Origin of the sequence: Jeongeupia chitinilytica (assembly GCF_014652315.1) — a bacterium.
GTDB classification, from domain to species: Bacteria; Pseudomonadota; Gammaproteobacteria; order Burkholderiales; family Chitinibacteraceae; genus Jeongeupia; species Jeongeupia chitinilytica.
In genome coordinates, this window is sequence record NZ_BMYO01000010.1 from 159,132 (window position 1) to 174,951 (window position 15,820).

Below are 15,820 nucleotides of genomic sequence, written 5' to 3' on the forward strand. Positions count from 1 at the left end.
GACTTTGCATTTTCCGAAAAGCCGTGTATATTGCGTCTCTCTTGCCGGAGAGGTGGCAGAGTGGTCGAATGTACCTGACTCGAAATCAGGCGTAGGTGCAAGCCTACCGTGGGTTCGAATCCCACCCTCTCCGCCAAGACCCCATACAAAAACCCTGAATTCGAAAGAATTCAGGGTTTTTTCATTTCCGGCCATCCTTCACGCCGGCAGCGTCCTCCGGTTCACCCGGAACCGGCACGCCCTGTTCAAGATAAACGCGAATCGGCAATCCGCAAGTCCGGATTGTCATGGTCCCGACCGCCCGGCGGCGCCGGACGGTCGGCTTTTCTGCTGCCGGGCCGCGGATCAGCGGCCGAAAAACGTGGTCATTTCGCTGATGCCAATGCCGTCGTCATCGATCGCGGTGACTGCAAGCCGGATGTCGTGCCGGCCGGCGCGCACGCTCCCGTCGGCGGCGCTCAATCGCAGCGACACGGTTTCACTTCCTCCGGCGGCAACAGAGACCGGCGCCAGCAGCGAACTCCGGAGCCCCGCCAACCCCTCGGCACGCACCATCAGCCGGTGCGGCCGCGCATCGACATTCTGGATCGTCAGCAGATAGACGTTCTCGACATCACCGTTGTCATTCAGCCGTGCCAGACTGCCCCGGTCGCGGGCGATCTCGAGCTTGAGCGGCTGGTGATTCACGAGGCCGATCGCCGATGCGCCGGCGACCGCGAACAGCACCGCCGCATAGGCGAGTACCTTGGGCCGCAACATCCGCCGGGCGATGGTCGCCCTGCCCGCACTGGCCGCCTGCGCGTGCTCGGTGGTGAAGCGGATCAGCCCGCGCGGGTAACTCATTTTGTCCATTACGTCGTTGCACGCGTCGATACAGGCGCCGCAGCCGATGCATTCGTACTGCAGGCCGTTGCGGATGTCGATGCCGGTCGGACAGACCTGGACACAGACGGTGCAGTCGACGCACGAGCCCAGCCCGTCGCCGGCGAAGTCGGCATCCTTGCGCCGGCCGCCGCGTGGCTCGCCGCGCCGGCTGTCGTAGCTGACGACCAGCGTGTCGCGGTCGAACATCGCACTCTGGAAGCGCGAGTACGGGCACATGTGCAGGCAGATCTGTTCGCGCAGCCAGCCGGCGTGACCATAGGTGATCAGCGCGTAACAGAGTATCCAGAACGTCGTCCAGCCGCCGACGCTCCACGCCAGCGTCGCCTGCCACAGCGGCCGGATCGGCGTGAAGTAGCCGGCGAAGGTGAAGCCGGTCCACAGCGCCAGCGCAATCCACAGCCCGTGCTTGATTGCCTTGCGGGCGACCTTGCCGGCGGACGGCGGCGCGCGGTCGAGCTTGATCCGTGCGTTGCGCTCGCCCTCGACCCAGCGCTCGATCCACATGAACATTTCGGTGTAGACGGTCTGCGGACAGGTGAACCCGCACCACAGCCGCCCCGCCACCGCGGTCCATGCGAACAGCGCGACCGCACAGAAGATCAGCAGCGCAGCCAGATAGATCAGGTCCTGCGGCAGCCAGACCATGCCGAAGACGTTGAAGCGGAAGGTTTCCAGATCGAACAGCAGCGCCTGCTGGCCATCGATCTGCCACCACGGCACCAGATAGAAGAACAGCTGCGTCGCCACCACCGCGGCGATGCGCCAGTTGCTCCAGAAGCCGTGCGCCATGCGGGCGTGGATCTTGCGGCGGCCGGCAACGTTGACCGTCGTTTCGAAGCCGGCCTCGGGCTGCACCGGGACAATGGGGATGGTTTTGCGCATCTCGAATCCGATTACATATATATATTAGTGTTCGCTGCTTTACAGAGGCCGGAACGGCATGGCGCCCCGGCCGCGAGCCCTGCTAGCCCGCCCAGCGCATCAGCAGGCGGAAGAAGCCGGCGACGAGTGTCAGCGCCAGCACGCCGGCCAGCCACAGGCCGACGAACCACAGCGCGCCGCGCCAGCGGCCCCGGCGTTCGGCGGCGCGCATCAGTGGTACCCCGCGTCGTCGGCGTGGACCTTGCCGCGGAATACCCAGTAACCGAGCGCGGTGTAGGCGAGGATGACCGGAATGATGATCAGCGCGCCCACCAGCGTGAACGACTGGCTGCTCGCCGGCGCCGCGGCGTCCCACAGCGTCACCGCCGGCGGGATCAGATAGGGCCAGATGCTGATCAGGAAACCGCAATAACCGAGGGCAACGATCGCCAGCGCCAGAAAATACGGCGCGTAGTCGCGCCCCTGCCGGAGCGCCCGGCGGATGCCCCATGCGCAGCCGAGCACCGCCAGCGGCACCGGTGCCAGCCAGAAGAAGTTGGGCAGGCTGAACCAGCGCGCCGCGACCGCGGGCTCGATCAGCGGCGTCCAGACGCTGACGACGGCAATCGCACCGAGCAGCAGCCCGGTCAGCGGCGACATCAGCACGATCATCCGCCGCTGCAGTTCGCCCTGGGTCTTGATGATCAGCCAGCCGCAACCGAGCACCGCATAGGTGAGGACCAGACCGAGGCCGGTGAACAGGCTGAATGCGCTGAGCCAGTCGAAACCGCCGCCGGCAAACTCGCGGCCGACGACCTTGATGCCCTGGATGTAGGCACCCAGCGCCACGCCCTGGCAGAACGTCGCCAGTACCGAGCCGGCGATGAAGGCCAGATCCCACAGATGGCGCGTGCGCGTCGCCTTGGCGCGGATCTCGAACGCGACGCCGCGGAAGATCAGCCCGACCAGCATCAGCACCAGCGGCAGGTAAAGCGCCGACAGCACCGCCGAATACACGACCGGAAACGCCGCGAACAGCCCGGCGCCGCCAAGCACCAGCCAGGTTTCGTTGCCGTCCCAGACCGGTGCGACGGTGTTCATCATCACGTCGCGATCGGCCTCGTTCGGGAAGAACGGAAACAGGATGCCGATGCCCAGATCGAAACCGTCGAGCATCACGTAGATGAAGACGCCGAGCGCGATGATGCCGGCCCAGACCAGGGTGATGTCGATCATTGCTGTGCTCCTTCGTCGATGAGGTCGTCGGCGCCGGACAGCGGGCGCCTGCCCGAATACGTCGCGGTCTGGCCGATCGGCTCGCGTTCGCCGTCCGGCGTGTGCTCGTCGGCCACCGGGCCGGTGCGCAGCAGCTTGAGCATGTAATAGATGCCGGTCCCGAAGACGAGGAAGTAGACGATCACGAAGATCAGCAGCGACACGCTGACCTGCTGGTAGGACACCGGCGACGCCGCGTCGACGGTGCGCAGCAGCCCGTACACCACCCAGGGCTGACGGCCGACCTCGGTCGTCACCCAGCCCGCCAGCAGCGCGACGAAACCGCTCGGCCCCATCCACAGTGCAAAACGCTGCAACAGGCGGCTGTCGAACTGGCGACCGCGCCAGCGCATCAGCAGGAACAGCCCCGCCAGCGCGATCATCAGGAGGCCGAGGCCGACCATGATGCGGAAGCTCCAGAACACGATCAGCGAGTTCGGCCGGTCTTCCGGCGGCCACTCCTTCAGGCCGCGGATTTCGCCGTCCCACGAGTGCGTGAGGATCAGGCTGCCCAGATGCGGAATCGCCAGCGCATAGTCGGTACGCTCCTCCTTCATGTTCGGAATGCCGAATAGGTTGAGCGCGGTACCGCCCTGCTCGGTTTCCCAGATGCCCTCGATCGCCGCGAGCTTGGCCGGCTGGTGCTTGAGCGTGTTGAGCCCGTGCAGGTCGCCGACGAAAGCCTGCAGCGGCGCGAGGATCACCAGCATGCCGAGCGCCATCGAAAACGATGTTTTGATCGCCGCATCGCGCCGCTGCCGCAGCAGATGCCACGCCGCCGTCGCTGCGACCAGCAGGGCGGTGACGACAAAGGCCGACAGCGTCATGTGCACCAGCCGGTACGGGAACGACGGGTTGAAGATCACCGCCCACCAGTCGGTCGGCACCACGCGACCGTCGACGATGTCGAAACCGGCCGGCGTCTGCATCCAGCTGTTCGACGCCAGAATCCAGAACGTCGAGATCAGCGTGCCGATCGCAACCATCAGCGTTGCACCGAAGTGCGCGCGCGGGCTGACCTTGTTCCAGCCGAACAGCATGATGCCGAGGAAGCCGGCTTCGAGGAAAAACGCCGTCAGCACCTCGTAGGTCAGCAAGGGCCCGGTAACGCTGCCGGCAAAGTTGGAGAACACGCTCCAGTTGGTGCCGAACTGGTAACTCATCACCACGCCGGAGACGACGCCCATGCCGAAGGCGACCGCGAACACGCGCGACCAGAAGCGGCACAGGTCGAGGTAGACCGGCTTGCCGGTCTTGAGCCACAGCCCTTCGAGCACGGCGATGAAACTCGCCAGCCCGATACTGATCGCCGGAAAGACGATATGGAAGGAAACGGTAAACGCGAACTGGATGCGCGCCAGGTCGACCGCGGTCAGGGTACTCATAAACACTCCCGTCGCCCCGCGTCCTCCCGGCGGCGCCGGGCACCTACCGGGCCGTGTTCCCAGTATTCCCATCGTAGCCAACGGGTAACAGAATCAGAAAAATGATATTTTTGCGTATCAGATGAACGGGGCCGCGGCCGGAACGCCATGAAACGCTACGAGGAAATCGCCGAACTGATCGCCGCCGACATCCGCAACGGCCGGCTGGCGCCGGGCACCCGGCTACCGTCGATCCGCAAGGTGATGGCGCAATACCGGGTCAGCCCGTCGACGGCATTCCAGGCCTACTACCTGCTGGAAAAAAGCGGCCTCGTGCGGGCGCGCGAGCGCTCGGGCTACTTCGTCGCCGGCACCCGCCAGCCGCTGCCGCCCGAACCGGCCGCCGACAGCACGACGCAGTTGTCGACGCCGGTCGACGTCAGCGAGCTGGTGTTTTCGGTGCTTGGTGCCGTCGGCGACCGGACCATCCTGCCACTGGGCTCGGCCTTCCCGTCGCCGCAACTGTTTCCGTTGCCACGGCTGGCGCGGTCGCTGGCGTCGGCGACGCGCTTCATCGACCCGTGGGACACCGTCGCCAGCCTGCCACCCGGCCATGCCGCGCTGCGGCAGCAGATCGCGCTGCGTTACCTCGGCCTCGGCATGCCGCAACCGGCCGAGCAGATCGTCATCACCAACGGCGCGCTCGAGGCGCTGAACCTGTGCCTGGCCGCTGTCGCACAGCCCGGCGACGTGATCGCGATCGAATCACCGGGGTTTTACGCGGCGACACAGGCGATCGAGCGGCTGGGGATGCAGGCACTTGAAATCCCGGTCCACGCGCGCGACGGGCTCGATCTCGACGCGCTGGCCAGCGCGCTCGAACGCCACCCGGTCAAGGCCTGCTGGTTCATGACTTCGTTCCAGAACCCGACCGGCGCGAGCATGGCCGAAGAAAAGAAAAAGGCGCTGGTCGCGCTGCTGGCGCGCCACCAGATCCCGCTGATCGAGGACGACGTCTACGGCGAGCTGTATTTCGGCAAGCATGCGCCGCTGCCGGCCAAGGCCTTCGACACGCAGGGGCTGGTGATGCATTGCAGCTCGTTCTCGAAAACGCTGGCACCCGGTTACCGGATCGGCTGGGTCTCGCCGGGCCGCTTCGGCCAGCGGATCGAGCGGCTGAAGCTGATGACGACGCTATCGGCCAGTGTGCCGGCACAGGTGGCGCTGGCCGACTACCTGCACACCGGCGCCTACGACAAGCACCTGCGCAAGCTGCGCTACGCGCTCGAATCGCAGCTGGCCGAGATGAACCGCGCGCTGGTTGCGCACTTCCCCGCCGGGGTGCGCGTCTCGCGACCGAGCGGCGGCTACTTCCTCTGGGTCGAATTCGCCGAAGGCTTCGACACGCTGGCGCTGCACCGCCGAGCGATCGAGCACGGCATCAGCATTGCACCGGGGCCGATCTTTTCAGCCAGCCGCCGCTACCGCCACTGCCTGCGGCTCAACTACGGCTCGCCGTGGTCGGCCGCGTTCGAACAGGGCATGGCGACGCTGGGCCGGCTGGCCGCCGGGGCCTAGTCGCGCAGCAGCCGGGCGATCAGCGCGCCATCGAAACGCGCGTCGAGCGGCATGCTCGCATGCACGCCGTTGCCGGCCGCGGCAGCCAGCGCCTCGTCTTCCTTGCCGCGCAGCGCGGTCAGCGTGATGACCTGATTGCCGGACGGGTGGATGATCTCCAGCTCGTCGCCAACTTCGAAGCGGTTTTTCACGTCGATCTCGGCCCAGCCGTCGACGACCGATTTGACCTCGCCGACGAACTGGCTGCGCCTGGCCTTCGAGTGCCCGTCGAGGTAGTTCTGCGCCTCGTGGGTGTAGTGGCGCTGGTAGAAGCCGTCGGTATAGCCACGGTTGGCCAGCCCTTCGAGATCGGCCAGCAGCGCCGGATCGAACGGCTTGCCGGCACAAGCATCGTCGATCGCGCGGCGGTAGACCTGCGCCGCGCGGGCGACGTAGTACAGCGATTTGGTGCGGCCCTCGACCTTGAGCGAATCGACACCGATCTTCGCCAGCCGCTCGACGTGCTGCACCGCGCGCAAATCCTTGCTGTTCATGATGTAGGTGCCGTGCTCGTCCTCGATGATCGGCATCAGCTCGCCCGGCCGGCTCGCCTCCTCGATCAGATAGGTCTTGTCGGCCAGCGGATGGCGCTCGGCACCGCCGCAGGCGGCGAACGACTGCTCGGCCTCACCCAGTGCGCGGTTGAAATCGAAGTCGATCTTCACCGGCTGCACGTCACCGGCGTCGTCGGCCTGCGTGTCGCTCATCTTGTAATCCCAGCGGCAGGCGTTGGTACAGGTACCCTGGTTCGGATCACGGTGATTGAAATAACCCGACAGCAGGCAGCGGCCCGAATAGGCAATGCACAGCGCGCCGTGGATGAATACTTCGAGTTCGATGTCCGGGCAACGCTGGCGGATTTCCTCGACCTCGTCGAGGCTCAGCTCGCGCGACAGGATCACCCGCTCGAGCCCCAGCGACTGCCAGAACTTCACGCCGGCGTAGTTGACCGTGTTCGCCTGCACCGACAGGTGGATGGCCTGCTCGGGCCAGCGTTCGCGCACCATCATGATCAGGCCCGGGTCGGCCATGATCAGCGCGTCGGGCTGCATCGCGATCACCGGCGCCATGTCGGCGAGGTAGGTCTTGACCTTGGCGTTGTGCGGCAGGATGTTGCTGGCGACAAAGAACTTCTTGCCGCGCGCGTGCGCCTCGTCGATACCCTGCCTGATCTGCTCGAGCCGGAACTCGTTGTTGCGCGCGCGAAGGCTGTAACGCGGCTGGCCGGCGTAAACCGCGTCGGCGCCGAAATCGTAGGCGGCGCGCATTTTTTCCAGCGTGCCGGCGGGCAGAAGCAGTTCGGGGGCTTTGAGTGGCATGACGGCGTGTCGAACATCGGAAGTCCGACATTGTATCGCAGCCGCTGCGGTGCTCATTCGTTGAGCAGCCCGGAAAAGTACATTGCAAACAGTCATTTGGACCGTTTACCCACAGCCCTCCCACATCTTTGCGGTGGTAAAACGGTGGATGAGTGGATAAAACCGGCGGCCGAACGGCTGGCCAGCCACTGCACAAAATTCAGGCAACGAAAAAAAACCACGTCAAAACAAGCGACTGGGCACACGATCCACAGCCCGCTCACACCGTTGCTCCGGCAAAACGGTGGACGAGTGGACAAGATCACCCGCGGGTACCGCACTGAGGGTCAGCGCCTGCCCTCCGCCCGCCCGTTGCCAAGGAATTAGGCAGCGACAGGAAGGCCAAACAAAACAGTCGCCTAGCGACACTATCCACAGCCTTCCCACACCGTTGCAGTCCGGAACTGGGGACAGGCGCGCTCCCGGTGCCCGAACTGCATGCGGTCAAAATGTCTTGAATGAACAGCAACTTGGCCAGTTCGTGCACAAATGACGAACACACTTACCCACAAGACCGGCCAGCCGGCACCGGCCGATGCCATCCGGCATATCCCGCCGTCAATGCAGCCCAAAAAACAGGCAGCAATACAAAACCCAGACCGATCAAGGGCTTGGATCCACTATCCACAGCGCGTCAACACGCCGGCACACCGGAACGGTGGACGAGTCCACGGTGCTGCTGAAAAGAAGGGCTGCCGACAATAAGCCCGTCGGAACAAAGGCTTGTCCTGCTTACCCACAGCCCGCCCACATCGTTGCCCAGCGCATCCGTGGACAATCAGCGCAGCAACGGTGAATCGGCCTGTGCCAACTCGACGCCTTCGACCTCGGCCTTGCCGGCAAGCAGCTGCACGTACTGCGACAACGCGCGCTTCAGCGCACCTGTCTGCAGTTGCCGCGAGACCTGCTGCCGCACCTGCTCGAAATCAAGTGCCCGCCCCGGCTCGCGCGCCTCGATTGCAACCACGTGAAAGCCGTATCGCGTTCGTACCAGCTGTGACAGCACACCGATCGTCTGGCCGCCAAACACCCTCTGCTCGAACTCGGGCACGGCATCGCCACGGGCGAGCCAGCCCAACGCACCGCCATCCGCGCCGGTCGGGCAATTGGAATACTGTCTGGCCTGCTCACCCATGCGCCCCGGCTCCGCCAGCACGGCCTGCAGGACCTGTTGTGCCTGATTGAGCAAGGCCGGTACCGGTACCCCCTGGGTCACGCGGAACAGGATGTGCCTCACCGCGACGCGCTCGCCCACGACATAGTCGCCTGCATGCGCGTCGAAATAGCGGCGACAGGCCGGTTCGTCGACCTCGGGTACGACGACGTCCCGGGCCAGCAGCTCCTCGATGGCAGATTGAACATCGTCGTCCTCGGCCTGCGGATCCAGCAGTCCCTGTGCCTGCGCATGCTGGCGCAACAGCTCGTACACCGCAGCGCTCTCGGCACTGGCCAGCTCGCCGGCATCCACGGCAATACCGTTGATCCGGATTGGCGAGTCGATGCCCCCTTCCATCACTTCATCCCCTGCACGCCACGGGCCCGAACGGTGCGGCGTGTGCGCATGAGCTGGAACGGACGCAAGAGGTAGAACACCGATGCGAATCCGCTCCAGATGTGCACCAGCCGGGTGAACGGGAAAACCAGAAAAACCGTCAATCCCAGAAAAATGTGCACCTTGTAGACCCAAGGTATCGTTGCCAGCAGTTCGGCATTGTTCGGCCTGAAAATCACGATGCCTTGAACGTAATAGATCAGCGCCTGGAAGCTGTAGCCATCGACCCTGGATGAGGAGAAATAGACCGTCGCAAGCCCCAGCGCCAGTTGTACCCACAGAATCGCGACAATGAGCAGATCCCACGGACGGCTGTTGGAGCGCAGCCTCGGCTCGCTCAGGCGCCGGTGGATCAGGATCGACAGACCGATGATCGCCGCCACCCCGGCAATGCCGCCACCGATCATGGCCAGCTGTTCGTGCACATGTTCGTTCATGAACGCCAGCACGATGGGCTCGGGCATCAGGAAGCCGACCAGGTGGCCGGCGAAAACCACCAGTACACCGAAGTGGAACAGATTCGATCCCCAGCGCAGCTGCTTCTTGCGCAGTAACTGCGACGAATCGGCCCGCCAGCTGTACTGCTCTCGATCGAACCGCAGCAGGCTGCCGACAAAGAACACGGTCAGCGCGACATAGGGATAGAACCCGAACAGGAACTGGTGCAGATAGGCTCCGGCATCCATCACACGACTCCTTCACCGGCGCCTCCGCCGGCTCTTGCCAATCAGCGCCCGGGCTTGGGCATGAAACGGATCGTCGACGTTGTTGGCTGCTCGTCCGGCTTGTCGAAGGCCGGCGCGTCCATCCAGTCGTCGTCGATGTCTGCCAGCGGTTCGGGCTCGACCGCCTTTGACCAGTCCAGACCGGTTTCGCCGGCGTGGACCAGAACGGCGTCGAATACCGCGGCGTAGCGACTGCCGCGCCCCGCAACGGCTTCGCCGATTCCGCGGACCAGATGGCCGCAATCGGCCATGATGGCGGCAACCTCGTCATCCGGCCGGTGGCCGAGAAATTCGAGCAGCGCCGGCAGGTAATCCGGCAGTTCACCCGGTTTGAGCAAGAAGCCGGCGTGGTGGTACATCTCGCCCAGCCGGATCATCGCGGCACCGCGCTCCCGCCCTTCGCCATGAAGGTGCTCGAACAGGTGCAGTGAGGTCGCCCTGCCGCGATCGAACAGACCGACATAGGTTTCCTCTGCCGTGACGTCATCGTTCGTCGACAACTCGTCGATCAGCGCAGTCAGACGCTCCCGATCGATCCGCCGCAAACTGCGGCAGGTCGCCAGCTCTGCGGCAATCTCCGGCAGGACCGCCCGCAATGACTGCGCCGGGTAGAGCAGCAATGCGCCGAGCAGCCGCAGGACATGATTGGCGGCGGGCGACGCCTCATGGCGGGACGATGCCGGCATCAGTAGTCCACCTTGTTTTCGGTTCCGCGCCCGCCCATGGTCTTGAGCGGAATCACTTTCTTGCCGGCCATCTTGCCGCCGAACAGGCTGGGCTCCGTGCTGCCATCGGAACAGCCGTTGCCGAACGAAAAGCCACACTCGCCGCGTAGCTGGTAGGCATTCTCGGCGTACTCGCGATGCGTCGTCGGGATCACGTAGCGGTCCTCGTAGTCGGCGATCGACAGATAGCGGTGCATGTCTTCAACCTCGGCCAGGGTCAGCCCGGCCTCGGCCAGCAAGGCAGCGTTGTCGTGCCCTTCGAGCTGCCGCTCGCGATAGAACGCCCGCATGCCGAGCATCTTCTTCAGCGCCTGTTGCACCGGCCGCTCATCCCCGGCGGTCAGCAGGTTGGCAAGGTAGCGCACCGGAATGCGCAGGCTGTCGACGTCGGGCAGATGACCCTTGATGCCGATCTCGCCGGCGTTCGCACGGGCCTGGATCGGCGACAGCGGCGGCACGTACCAGACCATCGGCAGCGTCCGGTACTCGGGATGCAGTGGAAAAGCGATCTTCCATTCCATCGCCATCTTGTACGCCGGCGACCTCGCAGCAGCCTCGAGCCACAATTCGGGAACACCGTCCTTGCGCGCCTGCTCCTGCACCGCCTGCGAATGCGGATCGAGAAACACCGACAGCTGTGCGCCGTACAGGTCCTGCGGATTGGGCACCGATGCAGCCGTTTCGATCCGGTCCGCGTCGTACAGCATCACCCCGAGATAACGGATCCGCCCGACACAGGTTTCCGAACACACGGTCGGCTGGCCGGCTTCGATGCGCGGATAGCAGAAGATGCATTTCTCGGCCTTGCCGGACGACCAGTTGTAGTAAATCTTCTTGTACGGACAGCCGGACACGCACATGCGCCAGCCGCGGCACTTGTCCTGGTCGATCAGCACGATGCCGTCCTCTTCGCGCTTGTAGATCGAACCCGACGGACACGAGGCGACACAGGCCGGATTCAGGCAGTGCTCGCACAAGCGCGGCAGGTACATCATGAAGGTGTTTTCGAACTCGCCGTAGATGTCCTTCTGCACGTCTTCGAAGTTGTAATCGGCGCTGCGCTTGGCGAATTCACCGCCAAGGATTTCTTCCCAGTTCGGCCCCCATTCGATTTTTTCCATCCGTTCGCCGCTGATCACCGAAATCGGCCGCGCCACCGGCGGCGTCGGCATTTCGGGTGCGGTCTGCAGGAATTCGTAATCGAAAGTGAACGGCTCGTAGTAGTCGTCGATCTCGGGCAGGTTCGGATTGGCAAACAGGTTGAGCAGCACCTGCAGACGGCTGCCCTGCTTGAGCCTCAACTTGCCGTTGCGCTTCAGGTCCCAGCCGCCTTTCCACTTGTCCTGATTTTCCCAGTCCTTCGGGTAACCGATGCCGGGCTTGGTCTCGACATTGTTGAACCACGCGTATTCCATCCCCAGCCGGCTGGTCCAGACGTTCTTGCACGTCACCGAACAGGTGTGACAGCCGATGCATTTGTCGAGGTTGAGCACCATAGCAATCTGCGCACGGACTTTCATGCCTTGCCCTCCTCGGCAACGCCACTCGGCGTGTCCATCCAGTCGACCTTGGCCATCTTGCGGACGATGACGAACTCGTCCCGATTGCTGCCCACCGTGCCGTAGTAGTTGAAGCCGTAGGAGAGCTGCGCATAGCCGCCGATCATGTGCGTCGGCTTGAGCACGGTACGCGTGACCGAATTGTGGATGCCACCGCGGTGTTTGGTCACCTCGGACCCAGGCACGTTCACGATTTTTTCCTGCGCGTGGTACATCATGCACATGCCCGGCTTGACCCGCTGGCTGACCACCACTCGTGCGGCGATCGCGCCATTGACGTTGAACAGCTCGATCCAGTCGTTGTCGACGATGCCTGCCTGCCTGGCATCGGTCTCGGACAGCCAGACGATCGGCCCGCCGCGTGACAGGGTCAGCATCAGCAGATTGTCGGTATAGGTCGAATGAATCCCCCACTTCTGGTGCGGGGTAATGAAATTGAGCGAGATTTCCGGATTGCCGTTGGGCAGCTTGCCGGACAGCGGCGCCACCGTTTTCATGTCCACCGGTGGCCGGTAACAGGCAAAGCCTTCACCGAAATCCCGCATCCATGCGTGGTCCTGGTAGAACTGCTGCCGGCCGGTCAGTGTGCGCCACGGAATCAGCTCGTTCACGTTGGTGTAGCCGGCGGTGTAGCTGACGTGCTCGCTTTCGATGCCGGACCAGGTCGGGCTGGAAATGATCTTGCGCGGTTGTGCCTGCACGTCGCGGTAGCGGATCTTTTCATCCTCGCGTACGTCGGCCAGATGCGAATGCGAACGACCGGTGAATTTCGACAGCGCCGCCCATGCCTTGACGGCCACCTCGCCGTTGGTTTCCGGCGCCAGCGACAGGATCACCTCGGTCGCGTCGATGTCGGTTTCGATTTTCGGCAATCCCTTGGTCGGCCCTTCTTCGATGACCACCTTGTTGAGCTTCGCCAGCCCGTCGACCTCGTGCTCGGTATTCCAGCCGATGCCCTTGCCACCGTTGCCCAGCGTTTTCATCAACGGCCCGAGCGCGGTGAAACGTTTGTACGTATTCGGGTAATCGCGCTCGACGACGACAATGTTCGGTGCGGTCTTGCCCGGAATCAGCTCGCACTCGCCCTTCTTCCAGTCCTTCGGCTCGAACGGCTGGGCCAGTTCGCCGGCCGTATCGTGCAGAATCGGTACCAGAACGACGTCCTGCTCGACACCGAGATGACCGACAGCCAGTTCGGAAAACTTCTTCGCAATCGACTTGTAGATTTCCCAGTCGCTGCGCGTCTGCCAGATCGGATCGACCGCCGCCGACAGCGGGTGGATGAACGGATGCATGTCCGACGTATTGAGATCGTTCTTCTCGTACCACGTCGCGGTCGGCAGCACCACATCGGCGTAGAGGCAGGTCGTACTCATTCGAAAGTCGAGCACGGTGATCAGATCGAGCTTCCCCTCGGGCGCCGTGTCGTGCCAGACGACTTCCTGCGGCTTATCCTCGCCACCGACGCCAAGATCGTCCCCGAGCAACCCGTTCTGCGCACCGACGAAATGCTTGAGAAAGTATTCGTGTCCCTTGCCGCTCGAACCGAACAGGTTGGACCGCCAGACAAAGAGGTTGCGCGGAAAGTTGACCGGCGCATCCGGATCCTCGCACGACATGCGCAGACTGCCGTCCTTGAGGCCGTTGACGACGTAGTCCTTCGGCGCCAGTCCCGCCGCCTTTGCCGCCGCAGCGATCCGCAACGGATTCGTCGCCAGTTGCGGAGCCGACGGCAGCCACCCCATCCGTTCGGCACGGACATTGAAATCGATCATGCTACCGCCGTAGCGGTTGGGATCGGCCAGCGGGGAAAGGATTTCGTCGACCTTCACCTTCTCGTAACGCCACTGGTCGGTATGCGCATAGAAGAACGACGTGCTGTTCATGTGCCGTGGCGGGCGCAACCAGTCCAGCGCAAACGCAAGTGCAGTCCAGCCCGTTTGCGGCCGCAGCTTTTCCTGCCCCACGTAATGCGCCCAGCCGCCCCCGGACACGCCGATACAGCCGCACAGCATCAGCATGTTGATGGCGGCACGGTAGTTCATGTCCTGGTGATACCAGTGATTCATTGCCGCACCGATGATCACCATCGACCGGCCGCGGGTCTTCTCGGCCGTTTCGGCAAATTGCCGCGCAACCGCAATCACCTGTTCGGCCGGCACCCCGGTGATCGTTTGCTGCCAGGCGGGCGTATAGGCGATATCGTCGTCATACGATCGAGCCACCTCTCCACCGAGGCCGCGATCGACGCCGTAATGCGCGCACATCAGGTCGAAGACGGTGGCAACCAGTACCTCGCCCTGAGTGAGTACCAGCCGCCGTACCGGGACCTGCCGCAGCAGGACTTCGCCCCCCTGCGCGTTGGCGGTGAAGTCGGCGGGCGCGCTGCCACCGAAATACGGAAAAGCAACCGCCACCGCATCATCACGACGGTCAATCAGGCTCAACGCAAGTCGAACGTCATTCCCCGTTGCGCCATCCTTCTGTTCAAGATTCCATTTGCCAAGGTCGCCTTCGACCTGCTGCCCCCAGCGATAACCGATGGCCCCTTGCGGTGCCACGCAGGCATTGTCGGCCTCGGTCACCGCAACCGGCTTCCAGTCCGGGTTATTGCGCTGCCCGAGCGCATCGGCAAAATCGGAGGCCCGGACGAAGCGGTCGGCGACCAGATGCTCGCCGTTCTTGCGGAGCAACACCAGCATCGGCAGGTCGGTCAGTCGCCGGCAATAGTCGTCGAAGTACTCGACCTGCCGGTCGATGAAGTACTCCCTGAGAATGACGTGGCCCATCGCCATGCCCAGCGCCGCATCAGTACCCTGCTTCGGGTGCAGCCAGATGTCGGAGAGTTTGGCAACCTCGGAATAATCGGGCGTAATCGCGACGACCTTGGTGCCGTTGTAGCGTGCTTCGACAAAGAAATGCGCGTCGGGAGTCCGCGTCTGCGGCACGTTCGACCCCCAAGCGATGATGAACGCCGAGTTGTACCAGTCAGCGGACTCCGGCACGTCGGTCTGTTCGCCCCAAGTCTGCGGGCTGGACGGCGGCAGATCGCAGTACCAGTCGTAGAAGGACATCAGCGTGCCACCGATCAGACTCAGATAGCGACTGCCGGCGGCATAGCTGACCATCGACATTGCCGGAATCGGCGAGAAACCGATGATCCGGTCCGGACCGTAGGTCTTGATGGTATGGATGTTCGCTGCGGCGACCAGTTCGGTCGCTTCCTCCCAGCTCGCTCTGACGAAGCCGCCGCGCCCGCGGATGGTCTTGTACTCAAGGCATTTGACTTCGTCCGAGACGATGGACTGCCAGGCTTCGACCGGCGCCAGTGTTTTGCGCGCCTCGCGCCACAGACGCATCAGCCGACCACGGATCATCGGATACTTCAGCCGGTTGGCACTGTAGAGATACCAGCTATAGGATGCCCCGCGCGAGCAACCGCGGGGCTCGTGATTGGGCATCCCGGCCCGTGTCCGCGGGTAATCGGTCTGCTGGGTTTCCCAGGCAACAATCCCGCCCTTGACATAGATTTTCCAGCTACAGGAACCGGTGCAGTTCACCCCATGGGTGGAGCGAACGATCTTGTCGTGCTGCCAGCGCGCTCGATACGCCTCTTCCCAGGTACGGTCTTCGACCCGCAGTTCCCCATGACCATCGGCATAGGCTTCCCGCGACAGCGTAAAGAAGGACAAGCGGTCAAGAAAATGACTCATTGTTTTCCCCGGGACGTTGGGCGTCCATACCCCGGCAAGGCACGGACGACAATATCTACAGGCTAGCCGCAGTTCGGGAGGAAACAAGTTTCATGATCGAACGCCAAAGCAAAAACCCCCTGCAGCATGGCTGCAGGGGGTTTGCATGGGGAGTCTGGCGATGACCTACTTTCACACGGGAACCCG

At 63.6% G+C, this 15,820-nt stretch carries 11 protein-coding genes and 1 tRNA gene; 2 read left to right on the plus strand and 10 right to left on the minus strand.

From position 1 onward, the window contains the following. Positions 1–46 precede the first annotated feature (46 nt). Positions 47–136: transfer RNA gene (locus IE097_RS17505), tRNA-Ser, on the plus strand. Positions 137–345: 209 nt separating this feature from the next. On the opposite strand, the gene ccoG is transcribed toward IE097_RS17505, so the two are convergent. From ccoG to IE097_RS17525, 4 genes are all read right to left on the minus strand, one after another. Next, a complete protein-coding gene (gene ccoG / locus IE097_RS17510; RefSeq protein ID WP_189462191.1) occupies positions 346–1,767 on the minus strand; it encodes a cytochrome c oxidase accessory protein CcoG in 1,422 nt (473 codons plus the stop codon). A gap of 82 nt (positions 1,768–1,849) precedes the next feature. Then, entirely contained in the window at positions 1,850–1,978 is a 129-nt protein-coding gene (locus tag IE097_RS17515; RefSeq protein WP_189462192.1) for a DUF2474 family protein, read from the minus strand. Beyond that, positions 1,978–2,982, minus strand: a complete 1,005-nt coding sequence (cydB, locus tag IE097_RS17520) for a cytochrome d ubiquinol oxidase subunit II (RefSeq protein WP_229797649.1) — start codon at positions 2,980–2,982, stop codon at positions 1,978–1,980. The genes IE097_RS17515 and cydB overlap by 1 nt, the downstream gene beginning before the upstream one ends. Further along, positions 2,979–4,406, minus strand: coding sequence for a cytochrome ubiquinol oxidase subunit I (locus IE097_RS17525; RefSeq protein ID WP_189462193.1), 1,428 nt, complete (start codon positions 4,404–4,406; stop codon positions 2,979–2,981). The genes cydB and IE097_RS17525 overlap by 4 nt, the downstream gene beginning before the upstream one ends. 147 nt (positions 4,407–4,553) lie before the next feature. Between IE097_RS17525 and IE097_RS17530 the strand changes: the two genes are divergently transcribed. After that, positions 4,554–5,963, plus strand: a complete 1,410-nt coding sequence (locus IE097_RS17530) for an aminotransferase-like domain-containing protein (RefSeq protein ID WP_189462194.1) — start codon at positions 4,554–4,556, stop codon at positions 5,961–5,963. Here the strand turns inward: IE097_RS17530 and trhP are convergent. From trhP to IE097_RS17560, 6 genes are all read right to left on the minus strand, one after another. Then, complete coding sequence (gene trhP / locus IE097_RS17535) at positions 5,960–7,321, minus strand: prephenate-dependent tRNA uridine(34) hydroxylase TrhP (protein WP_189462195.1); 1,362 nt, start codon at positions 7,319–7,321, stop codon at positions 5,960–5,962. The genes IE097_RS17530 and trhP overlap by 4 nt on opposite strands. An 817-nt stretch (positions 7,322–8,138) precedes the next feature. After that, complete coding sequence (locus IE097_RS17540; protein WP_189462196.1) at positions 8,139–8,873, minus strand: peptidylprolyl isomerase; 735 nt, start codon at positions 8,871–8,873, stop codon at positions 8,139–8,141. Next, positions 8,873–9,598 (minus strand): respiratory nitrate reductase subunit gamma, encoded by a 726-nt coding sequence (gene narI / locus IE097_RS17545; RefSeq protein ID WP_189462197.1) that lies wholly within the window; start codon positions 9,596–9,598, stop codon positions 8,873–8,875. Before narI ends, IE097_RS17540 begins: the two co-directional genes overlap by 1 nt. Positions 9,599–9,639: 41 nt before the next feature. Then, positions 9,640–10,323 (minus strand): nitrate reductase molybdenum cofactor assembly chaperone, encoded by a 684-nt coding sequence (gene narJ, locus IE097_RS17550; protein ID WP_189462198.1) that lies wholly within the window; start codon positions 10,321–10,323, stop codon positions 9,640–9,642. Beyond that, positions 10,323–11,882: a nitrate reductase subunit beta gene (narH, locus tag IE097_RS17555; RefSeq protein ID WP_189462199.1), complete on the minus strand. Its 1,560-nt coding sequence runs from the start codon at positions 11,880–11,882 to the stop codon at positions 10,323–10,325. Before narH ends, narJ begins: the two co-directional genes overlap by 1 nt. Further along, positions 11,879–15,634 (minus strand): nitrate reductase subunit alpha, encoded by a 3,756-nt coding sequence (locus IE097_RS17560; protein WP_189462200.1) that lies wholly within the window; start codon positions 15,632–15,634, stop codon positions 11,879–11,881. The genes narH and IE097_RS17560 overlap by 4 nt, the downstream gene beginning before the upstream one ends. Positions 15,635–15,820: the final 186 nt, after the last annotated feature.